At 41.7% G+C, this 11031-nt stretch carries 8 protein-coding genes and 1 pseudogene; 7 read left to right on the top strand and 2 right to left on the bottom strand.

What is annotated here, in order from left to right:
• Positions 1-239: 239 nt before the first annotated feature.
• The 7 genes and pseudogenes from FTU12_RS14295 to FTU12_RS14265 all read left to right on the top strand — a co-directional run bounded on the left by FTU12_RS14295 (position 240) and on the right by FTU12_RS14265 (position 8867).
• Positions 240-1265: a BMP family ABC transporter substrate-binding protein gene (locus FTU12_RS14295; RefSeq protein WP_257224742.1), complete on the top strand. Its 1026-nt coding sequence runs from the start codon at positions 240-242 to the stop codon at positions 1263-1265.
• Between the two features lie 76 nt (positions 1266-1341).
• Entirely contained in the window at positions 1342-2331 is a 990-nt protein-coding gene (locus FTU12_RS14290) for an isopenicillin N synthase family oxygenase (protein ID WP_180114706.1), read from the top strand.
• A 304-nt stretch (positions 2332-2635) separates the two neighbouring features.
• Entirely contained in the window at positions 2636-3736 is a 1101-nt protein-coding gene (locus FTU12_RS14285; RefSeq protein WP_180114704.1) for a BMP family ABC transporter substrate-binding protein, read from the top strand.
• Between the two features lie 78 nt (positions 3737-3814).
• A complete protein-coding gene (locus tag FTU12_RS14280) occupies positions 3815-5410 on the top strand; it encodes an ABC transporter ATP-binding protein (RefSeq protein WP_180064063.1) in 1596 nt (531 codons plus the stop codon).
• 18 nt (positions 5411-5428) lie between these two features.
• On the top strand, positions 5429-6526 hold the full coding sequence (locus tag FTU12_RS14275) for an ABC transporter permease (RefSeq protein ID WP_180114702.1): 1098 nt from the start codon (positions 5429-5431) through the stop codon (positions 6524-6526).
• A 15-nt stretch (positions 6527-6541) separates the two neighbouring features.
• Entirely contained in the window at positions 6542-7462 is a 921-nt protein-coding gene (locus FTU12_RS14270; protein ID WP_180114700.1) for an ABC transporter permease, read from the top strand.
• Positions 7463-7499: 37 nt separating this feature from the next.
• Positions 7500-8867 (top strand): annotated as a pseudogene (locus FTU12_RS14265) (amidohydrolase family protein).
• Positions 8868-8950: 83 nt separating this feature from the next.
• Here the strand turns inward: FTU12_RS14265 and pcaD are convergent.
• Entirely contained in the window at positions 8951-9730 is a 780-nt protein-coding gene (gene pcaD, locus FTU12_RS14260; RefSeq protein WP_180114698.1) for a 3-oxoadipate enol-lactonase, read from the bottom strand.
• A 67-nt stretch (positions 9731-9797) separates the two neighbouring features.
• Complete coding sequence (pcaF, locus tag FTU12_RS14255) at positions 9798-11003, bottom strand: 3-oxoadipyl-CoA thiolase (RefSeq protein WP_180064067.1); 1206 nt, start codon at positions 11001-11003, stop codon at positions 9798-9800.
• Positions 11004-11031 lie beyond the last annotated feature (28 nt).

Below are 11031 nucleotides of genomic sequence, written 5' to 3'. Positions count from 1 at the left end.
CTGAGGATCAGAAAGCTTGTTTGAATCGATGTATTTCATCCGCAGATTATGCACGAATGCTAAGAAATCCGGAGTGCAAATATTAACCAAAAGAAGATCGTTTTTTGATTTATGAAAGAGATCTATTCTTCATTTTAAATAGTATCGCATCAAATATATTTTAAACACTGTGGGGAAATAGAATGAGTTTTAAAATAAAAGCATTGGTCAAAACGATTTTAGTCTTCTCGACAGTTGGTATGCTGGGTTTGAGTCAATCTTATGCAGCGGAAAAGGCCGCTTTTGTATATTTGGGTCCAACCAGTGACCACGGATGGTCATATTCACATGAACAAGGGCGCATCAAGGCAGACAAAGCTTTAGCTGGAAAATATAAAACCACGTATATCGAAAATGTACCTGAAACTGCCGATGCAGAGCGTGTTATCCGTAACTTGGCACAACAAGGCAACAAAGTCATTTTCGGTACATCCTTTGGTTATATGAACTCGATGGAAAAAGTTGCGAAACAATTTCCTAAAACAGTCTTTATGCACGCAACTGGTTATAAACAAGGAAAAAATTTAGGTGTGTACGAACTTCGAACTTATGAAGGTGCGTATATGCTTGGTGTGGTTGCGGGGCAAAAAACCAAAACCAATACCATTGGTGTAGTCGCGTCATTTCCAATTCCCGAAGTCGTTCGAAACATCAATGCCTATACCTTGGGCGCGCAGAGTGTAAACCCGAAGGTCAAAACCAAAGTAATTTGGGCCAATACATGGTTCAACCCCGGTAAAGAGCGTGAAGCAGCATTGGCATTAATCGCTCAAAAAGCGGATGTGTTGATGCAAAATACCGATTCGCCTGCTGTAGTACAAGCCGCACAACAAAAAGGGGTGTATGCATTTGGCTGGAACTCAGATATGAGTAAATTTGGACCGAAAGCACACCTTGCAGCAGCAGTGTTACATTGGGAAAAAATCTATGAACCTGTGATGAAACAAGTCGCGGCAAATACATGGAAGCCTTCGGCGATCAAGTATGGCGTAAAACAAAGTGCTGTAAATATTGAAAACTTTGGTCCAGAAACGACGGCTGCGATGAAAACCAAAGCCATTGCAGTACGTGATTCATTACGTACTGGGGCATTACATCCATTTACAGGACCGATTTATAAACAAGATGGCAGTCTACTGGTCGCAAAAGGCAAAACATTGACGGATATCGATTTGTCTAAAATGAACTACTATGTCAAAGGTGTAGATGGGTCACTACCTAAATAAGAATTTGATAAACAATACATTTTAAAATATTGCAAGTTGCAAGAGAGGCAACTTGCTCTACATAGGTCGAGTGATTATGAGTATTCCCGTAATTGATTTAGCGCAGGCATTGACGCCTTCCTCAGCCAATATCTCGGATGTGGTAGAAAAGTTAAGAGCGGCAGCAACCAGTTCAGGTTTTTTCTATGTAAAAAATCATGGAATATCATCAGCGTTGATTCAACGTCAGTTTGATTTGGCAGCAAAAATTTTTGCGTTACCACTAGCAACCAAACTTAAATATGATCAGAGCTTAAATGATAGCCATTTGGGCTTTGAACAGCTTGCAGCGCAAAAGTCAGACTACAGCGCAAAGCCAGATATTAAGGAAGGTTTCTACTGTGCAAAAAATTATCCTAAAGATCATCCCTATGTTTTAGCCAAATATCAGGGTTATGGCATAAATCAATGGCCGAGTGCTGAAGTACCTGAAATGGAACAGTTTTGTCAGGAGTATATTGCACAGCTAAATGGTCTAGCACAGCGCATTATGCAACTCTTAGCACTGTCTTTATCTTTAGATGAAGGCTATTTTGATGACTGTTGTATCGATCCCATGATTACCCTAAAAATGCTCTGTTATCCACCGCATCCTGTCGGTGCAGATGAATATAGCTTTGGCGTTGGAGCGCATACTGATTGGGGCTCCATCACGATTTTAGCACAAGATGAATGTGGCGGACTGGAGGTTTGTTTACCAGATGGGATATGGGTTGCAGCGCCACCGATCAAAGATACATTTATTGTCAATTTAGGCGATCTGATCCCACGTTGGAGTAATGACCTGTATAAATCAAATCCACATCGTGTTAGAAATTTATTTTCAAAAGGTCAGTCTCGCTATTCGATTCCATTTTTTTATGGGCCGAATTACATGACGCCAATCAATGCCTTACCAGGAACGGTGAAAGATGGTGAAATTTACCGTTATGCACCCTGTACGGCTGGTGAACACATGGAACAAATGTATCAGCAAGCTTATGACTTAAGTCTAGAAGAACAATTAGTACTGGAAAAAATCACTTAATCTCTCATACTAATTTCTTGGTTTCCTTTTATAGCCCTTCGTTCAGCCCGATAGGGCTTTTTTTATGATCAATATAAAATGATTTGTTAATAAAAAAATATTCATTTAAATAAAATTCATGGATTCTATTTTATATATAAATTCACCTTTATTTTAATTATTCAATTTTATTTAAAATATTTTTTCATTTTAAAATAAATTTTGGAACGATATTTGCTAACTATAAATAGAAAATCGAATTTATGCAGAATAATTTTATTTTTTTATAAATTAGATCAAGTTTTAATATTTTAGGTGGAATGAAATGATGCAAAAGAAAAGCTTTATAACCCGTTTAAAAAAAATGGCACTGGTATTTAGTGCAGCAGGTCTCTGTGGTGCAGGCTTGATAACTCAGCTACACGCCGCAGATAAAGCAGCCTTTGTATACATTGGCCCAACCAGTGATCATGGATGGACCTATTCACATGATCAGGGACGTATTAAAGCCCAAAAGGCCTTAGCTGGAAAATATACAACCACACATATTGAAAATATCCCTGAAACGGCCGATGCCGAACGTGTGATCCGAAACTTAGCGCAACAAGGCAATAAAGTCATTTTTGGGACGTCTTTTGGTTATATGAACCAAATGGAAAAAGTGGCAAAACAATTTCCAAATACCGTCTTTATGCATGCGACAGGTTATAAACAGGGCAAAAATCTAGGTGTTTATGATGTACGTACTTATGAAGGTGCATACATGCTCGGCGTTGTCGCAGGACAGCAAACGAAAAGCAACATTTTAGGTGTCGTTGGTTCATTTCCAATTCCAGAAGTTATACGCAATATCAATGCTTACACACGTGGCGCACAAAGCGTCAATCCTAAAATTAAAACCAAAGTGATTTGGGTCAATTCATGGTTTAACCCAGGCAAAGAACGTGATGCAGCTTTAGCACTGATTTCTCAAAAAGCTGATGTGTTGATGCAAAACACGGATTCTCCAGCCGTGGTGCAAGCAGCACAACAAAAAGGCGTATATGCCTTTGGTTGGGACTCAGATATGAGCAAGTTTGGACCTAAAGCTCAATTGGCGGCTTCAGTGTTGCACTGGGAAAAAATCTATACCCCAGTCATGCAGCAAGTCGCAAATAAAACATGGAAACCAAGTGCAATCTGGTATGGCGTGAAACAAGACGCGGTCAAAATTGAAGCCTTTGCACCATTTTTAGCACCTGCTGTTAAACAAAAAGCCTTAGGCGTACAAGCAGCAATTCAAACTGGAAAATTACATCCATTTGCAGGCCCTGTATATAAACAAGATGGGAGTCTTGCACTGGCTCAAGGTAAAAGCATGACTGATGCTGATCTCAACAAAATGAATTACTACGTGAAAGGTGTAGAAGGGGTTTTACCTAAATAATTTTGAAATATACAAGCTGTGACCAAAAGTGCATCTCACTTTTGGTCCTATATATTTACGTTGAAGAGAGCTTAAGTTATGAATGCATTTCAACAAGAACCTGCAAACCCATTCGATCGAGCTGAGCATAAAAATGTCATTCCTCGTCTTGAGCTCATTAATATTTGCAAGAGCTATAACTCACTCAAAGCCAATCATCAAATTCATTTAACGGTTCAGCCCGGTGCCATCCACGCCATTTTGGGAGAAAACGGTGCGGGTAAAAGTACCCTGATGAAGATCATTTATGGGGCAACACGTGCAGATGAAGGCCAAGTCATTTGGAATGGCAAAGAGGTCAATATTGATAGCCCATCAGCCGCAAGAAAGCTGGGTATTGGTATGGTCTATCAGCACTTTTCACTATTTGAAACCTTAACCGTTGCTGAAAATATTCTGTTGGGACTCGATGAAAAAGTAGATTTAAAACAATTGCATGAACGTATCGTTGCCGTGTCTGAACAATATGGATTACGAGTAGACCCGCGTCGTGAAGTCTTTTCTTTGTCGGTGGGTGAACGTCAACGCGTCGAAATTATTCGCTGTTTATTACAAAATCCGTCTTTAATCATTTTAGATGAGCCAACATCGGTACTCACACCTCAGGCGGTCAAACAATTATTTAAGACCTTGAAATTACTCGCTTCTCAAGGCGTATCTATTTTATATATCAGTCATAAATTGCATGAAATTAAAGAACTTTGTGATGAAGCGACGATTTTAAGAAACGGTCTGGTGACAGGACATGTCTATCCAAAAAATCAGTCAACCAGTGACTTAGCTCGTTTAATGATTGGTCGAGATTTGCCAACCTACCAGCATGTGGATTTTTCAGGTCAAAAAGAACAGCTTTTCTCTGTTGATGATTTGAATTACGAATCCGAAGATCCATTTGGAGTATCGCTTAAACATATCCAACTGGATTTGTATGGCGGTGAAATTTTAGGAATTGCAGGTATTTCGGGCAATGGTCAAGCGGAACTACTGTCCTTACTTTCAGGTGAGCAAGTTTCAAAAAAAGGCAGCATTGTTTTTCAAGGTGTCGATATTTCGCTGCAAAGTGCAGGACTGCGCCGTGATCAAGGGTTGGGCTTTGTACCAGAAGAGCGTTTGGGCCGAGGTGCTGTTCCAAATATGACACTGTCACAAAACGGTTTATTAACCGCTTTTCGTAAAGAATTAACCGATTGGGGTCTAATCAATTTTACAAAAATGCGAGCCTTTGCAGAGCAGTGTATTGAAAAGTTTGGCGTCAAAGCTTCAGGTGCTGATGCTGAAGCTCGGTCACTTTCGGGTGGGAATTTACAGAAATTCATTGTCGGACGTGAAATTCTACAAAACCCCAAAGTGCTGATTGTATCGCAACCAACATGGGGCGTTGATGTAGGCGCAGCGATGTTTATTCGACAAACCCTGATCGATCTATCACGACAAGGGGTCGCAATATTGGTGATCTCTGAAGAATTAGAAGAACTGTTTGAGATTAGCGACAGAATTTGTGTACTTGCCGCAGGGCAATTGTCAAAACCGATGAAAACCACGGATACCAATGCCGAGCAAATTGGTCTATTGATGTCGGGTATTTCCAATACTTCAAACTCTACAGAAATGTCTCTGAATCAGGCACATGCCTAGCAATGAAAGGATAAATCCATGCATTTATTAGAACCTAGAGAGCATCCCTCTCAAATGATGAAATGGCTGTCTCCGATTATTGCGCTTTTGGCAATGTTGGTGATGGGCAGTCTGTTATTTTTAGCCTTAGGTGTTGATCCGCTCAATGCGCTGTATATCTTTTTTATCGAGCCTTTAACCTCGATCTATAGCTTAAGTGAACTTGCGATTAAAGCTTCACCCCTGATTTTAATTGCGTTGGGTTTAGCCATTGGTTTTCGTGCCAAATTATTCAACATCGGGGCCGAAGGTCAGCTGACCATGGGCGCTATTTTTGGTGGCGGAATCGCAATTTTATTTCACGAACAAATGGGGTGGTGGATTTTGCCGCTCATGGTGCTGATGGGGGCAATTGGTGGCGCATTGTGGGGACTCATTCCGGCATTACTCAAAACGCACTTTAATGCTGAAGAAACCCTGACGACGCTCATGATGAATTATGTGGCCTTATTTGTTCTTTTATATCTGGTCAATGGGCCGTGGCGTGATCCTGATGGCATGAATTTTCCTCAATCGGTCATGTTTAGTGAGTCAGCGACATTGCCCTTAATTTGGGAAGGGACTCGAGTCAACGCATCTATTTTCATCACGATCATTGCTGTGGTGATATTTTGGATTTTTATTCGTAAAAGTTTAACTGCTTACAAACTTGAAGTAAGTGGGCAAGCACCATTGGCCGCGAAATATGCAGGATTTTCATCTAAAAAGGCCATTTGGCTCAGCTTAGGTTTATCAGGATTGATGGCGGGGATTGCAGGCATCTGTGAAGTTGCAGGGCCTATTGGACAGTTAAATCCAAACATTTCTCCGGGCTATGGTTATGCAGCCATTATTGTGGCGTATTTAGGTCGTTTAAACCCAATTGGAATCGTTCTTTCAGGTTTATTGATGGCACTGATTTATTTGGGTGGGGAAATGGCACAAATGCAGCTGCAACTTCCGGTTGCGATTACAGGTATCTTCCAAGGCTTATTGTTATTTTTCCTTTTAGCTTCAGATGCCTTGATTGAAAACCGCTATCGTTTTGCACCGAAAAAAAATAAAACGCTGACAGATCGTCAAGCGACTACGGCTTAGATTGAGGAGAAATGTATGAGCATTGAAATTACAGCCATTTTAGCTGGCACGATCGCCGCAGCAACGCCACTCATTTTTGCAGGTCTTGGTGAATTAGTCGCAGAACGGACAGGGGTCATTAACCTCGGTGTAGAAGGCATGATGTTGGTTGGTGCCATTGCTGGCTTTGCCTTCGCTGCACAGTACGATGCGAGTGTTGCAAGTGCCTTAATGGTCGGTGGCCTTGCAGGCACATTGATGGCACTGATTTTTGCATTTTTTACCCTCTCTTTAAGTACTAACCAGTCCGCTTGCGGTTTAGCACTCACAATTTTCGGTATCGGAATTTCAGCATTTATAGGACAAAACTACGTGAGCATGGCATTGCCCGGCTTACAGGGTTTAGACATCCCGCTTTTAAGTGAAATACCTGTCTTAGGGCCTATTTTATTTCAGCATAACTATGTTGTGTATTTGTCCATGTTGGCTTTTGTGATTATTTGGTGGGTACTCACAAAAACTCGCCTTGGTCTGCTACTAAAAGCAGTGGGCGAGTCACCAGAAAGTGCGCATGCTATGGGCTATAACGTCTTAGCGATTCGCTACTGTGCGGTTCTTTTTGGTGGTGCTATGGCTGGAGTAGGTGGCGCATTTTTATCAACAGTCTATACGCCGATGTGGATTGAGAACATGGTGGCAGGTCGGGGTTGGATTGCGATTGCATTGGTGGTCTTTGCAACATGGAAACCTACCCGTTTAATGCTCGGAGCTTATCTATTTGGTGGCGTTACGATCCTTCAGTTCCATGCCCAAGCATTAGGTTTAAATGTGCCGAATGAATTGCTTTCTGCACTTCCATATGTGGCAACGATTGTGGTTTTAGTGCTGATTTCTCGTAATAAAAAACATCTAAAACTGAATTTACCAGCTTCACTTGAGAAAACCTTCAGCCCCTAATTTTGGCCAATAACACAATGTTCAAAGGAGCAAATGAATGAAATTACTGAGTGCAGGCCATGTATTAACTATGAATTCGTCCTTAGACTATATTCAAGATGGGGCAGTATTAGTCAAAGGCCAAGTGATACAAGCAATTGGGAAGCGAGAAGATCTTTTATAGCAGTTTCCAGATGCGATACATGAGCATTTTCCCAATGGATTGTTGATGCCAGGTTTAATCAATACACATTGTCATTCGGGCTTACTTCGCGGCACCGCGGAGGGCTTACCTGTTTGGGACTGGTTACAACAATTTATTGATCCCATGCACCGAGTGTTATTACCCGAAGATGCAAAATTGGCTTCCTATTTATGTTATGCCGAAGCGCTGCTGTCAGGAACGACTACGATTGTCGATATGTGGCGCTATATGGATGGCAGTGCCGAAGCAGCCGAAGACTTAGGGATTCGAGCTGTATTGGTTCCGTATGTCGCAGAACATCCAGACCATAATTATTTTGAAACACTAGATAGCAATGAAGCGCTGATTCAACGATGGCACATGCGAGCAGAAGGTCGTATTCAGGTCTGGGTGGGGCTAGAACACTTATTTTATGCAGAAGATCAGGCCTTAGGTCGCATCCAAAAAATGTGTCAGGACTATCAAACTGGATTTCACACCCATAGTAATGAAAGCAAGTTTGATGTCGTAGAAAATCTGAAACGTTATGGCATGCGGCCTGTTCAGACCCTTGAAAAATTAGGCATGCTCGATGTGCCTCAATGCTTACTGGCGCATTGTGTATGGTTAGATGATGACGAAATTCAGCTGCTTAAACATTATCACGTTGGGGTTGCGCATAACCCCATTTCAAATATGAAACTTGCCTCAGGCGCTGCATCTGTGACTCAATTGCTCAAACAAGGCGTTGCCGTGGGTTTAGGTACAGATGGTGAAAAGGAAAATAACAATTTAGATTTATTTGAGGAAATGAAAACAGCTTCGTTATTGGCTAAATTTTCAAATTTAGATGCAGCGGCTTTAGATTCATGGTCAGTTTGCCAAATGGCGACTCGAGATGGAGCACGTGCATTAGGACTTGAGCAACAAATTGGCTCAATCGAAGTTGGTAAGCAGGCGGATTTAATCGTAGTAAACACGGCTACACCACGCATGACACCTTTAATAAACCAAGGCAGTTTATTTAATTTACATACAAACTTGGTCCATGCGGTTCAGGGCCAAGATGTCGTGATGACGATGGTTGCAGGAAAAGTTTTGGTCAAAAATGGTCAACTGCTTAATGCAGACTTACAACAATTTATTGACCAAATTAATTTTGCCGCACCTGCATTATTTAAACGTCGTTCTGACTGGCTCAGTTTACGCGGTGCAGCAGTCAATGAGTTGCAAAGAACCTAAAACTTTCAACACATAAAACATAAAGCCCAAATCAATTTGGGCTTTATGTTTTTTAAATTTTATCGAAGAACAATATGCAGGATTTAAGCACTGATAAAAGAGATGAGTGTTTGGTTAAATGCATCAGGCTGTTCAATGTTTGAAATATGCGATGCATTAATTTCAAATAATTGGCTATTTGCGATGCGTTCTTGCATGAATTGACCATCTACAACTGTAGTTACAGGGTCTTGTTGACCTGCAATAATCAATACCGGTATGCGAATAGACGAGATTTCATTGCGCAAATCCGCTTTAGCCAAAGCTTCACAACAACTTGCATAACCTTCTGGGCTGCCAGCTCCGAGGTCGTTACTCAAAGATTGTACAGTTGCTGTGTTACTTTGGATAAAGGGTTCTGTAAACCATCGTGATGCTGCCGTTTCTGCAATTGGTTCCAGACCTTGTTGACGGACTAATTGCGCACGTTCATTCCAAGCTGATTCTTGCCCAATTTTTGCAGCGGTATTGCATACAATGACATGGTTAAAGCGTTCAGGATGATGTTTTGCAAGCCATTGGCCTGTTAAACCACCCATCGATATTCCACAAAATATGGCCTGTTGAATATTTAAATGATCCAATAAATGGATGACATCTGTACCCAATTGATCAAGGCTATAAGGCCCTTGAGGGGCAGAAGATGCACCATGACCACGTGTATCATAACAAATCACAAAATAATCCTGCTGTAGTGCCTCTATCTGAGGCTTCCACATGCTGAACTTTGTGCCTAAAGAATTAGAAAAGACAATCGCAGGTTTGTTGGTATCACCAAAAGTTGCGTAATTAATCAAAGCATCATTGGATATGAATGTAGGCATGTTTTGAATCCTTAATTTTAAAAATCCCCCTAAATCCCCCTATGAGAAGGAGGACTTTTATTGAGGATTAAACACGTTCAATAATCAAAGCGATGCCTTGACCGACACCAATGCACATTGAACAGAGGGCATATTGACCTGAAATTGCCTCAAGCTGATTTAATGCAGTCGTGACTAAACGTGCTCCAGATGCACCTAATGGATGCCCCAAAGCAATAGCGCCACCGTTTGGATTGACATGTTTAGCGCCATCTTCCAAACCTAGTTCACGGGTAACCGCTAAAGCTTGAGCCGCAAAAGCTTCATTCAGCTCGATCACATCCATTTGTTCAAGGCTTAGACCTGTTTGAGCTAATAGCTTTTTGATGGCAGGCGCAGGACCAAAACCCATGATTTTGGGTTCAACACCCACCACCGTTGCTGCAATAATTTTGGCTCGTGGCTTTAACTTAAATCTATTAACAGCATCATCTGAAGCAATCAGTAGTGCAGCCGCACCATCATTGATCCCTGAGGCATTGCCCGCAGTTACCGTCCCATCTGCTTTCACCACAGGTTTGAGTTTTGCTAAACCTTCTGCTGTCGTCGATCCGCGTGGATGCTCATCTGTATCAACTATCAGTGGGTCGCCTTTACGCTGTGGAATGACGACAGGGATGATTTCTTTCTCAAAAAAACCATTGGCTTGTGCAGCAGCTGTACGGCGCTGACTTTCTAAGGCAAAAGCATCTTGATCAGCACGGTTAATATTGAATTGTTCTGCCACATTTTCAGCGGTTTGAGGCATGGTTTCCACGCCATACATTTGTTTGAGGATTGGATTGATAAAACGCCAACCCATGGTGGTGTCTTCTATCTTTTGGCTGCGTCCATAAGCACTTTCCGATTTACCCATAACAAAGGGCGCACGGGACATACTTTCAACACCGCCAGCAATAATTAAGTCTGCTTCATTTGCTTTAATTGCACGGGCTGCCATCGCAATTGCATCAAGTGATGAACCACAAAGTCGGTTCACAGTTGTAGCAGGAACTTGAAAAGGTACACCTGCGAGTAGCGACGACATTCGTGCAACATTACGGTTATCTTCACCGGCTTGGTTCGCACAGCCGTAAATCACGTCATCAACAGACTCCCAAGCAATACTTGGATTTCGCTGCATCAGTGCCTTAATGGGTAAGGCACCTAGGTCGTCGGTACGCACTGCTGCTAAACCGCCCGCATAACGACCGAAAGGGGTGCGGATTGCATCAATAATATAGGCATTTTTCATTTTATAAATCCTAAAAACTCAGCTCCTC

Origin of the sequence: Acinetobacter sp. YH12063, assembly GCF_013419715.1 — a bacterium.
Classification (GTDB): Bacteria; Pseudomonadota; Gammaproteobacteria; order Pseudomonadales; family Moraxellaceae; genus Acinetobacter; species Acinetobacter amyesii.
The sequence above is the reverse complement of the archived record's forward strand: the minus strand, read 5'-3'. Positions and strand labels throughout refer to the sequence as shown.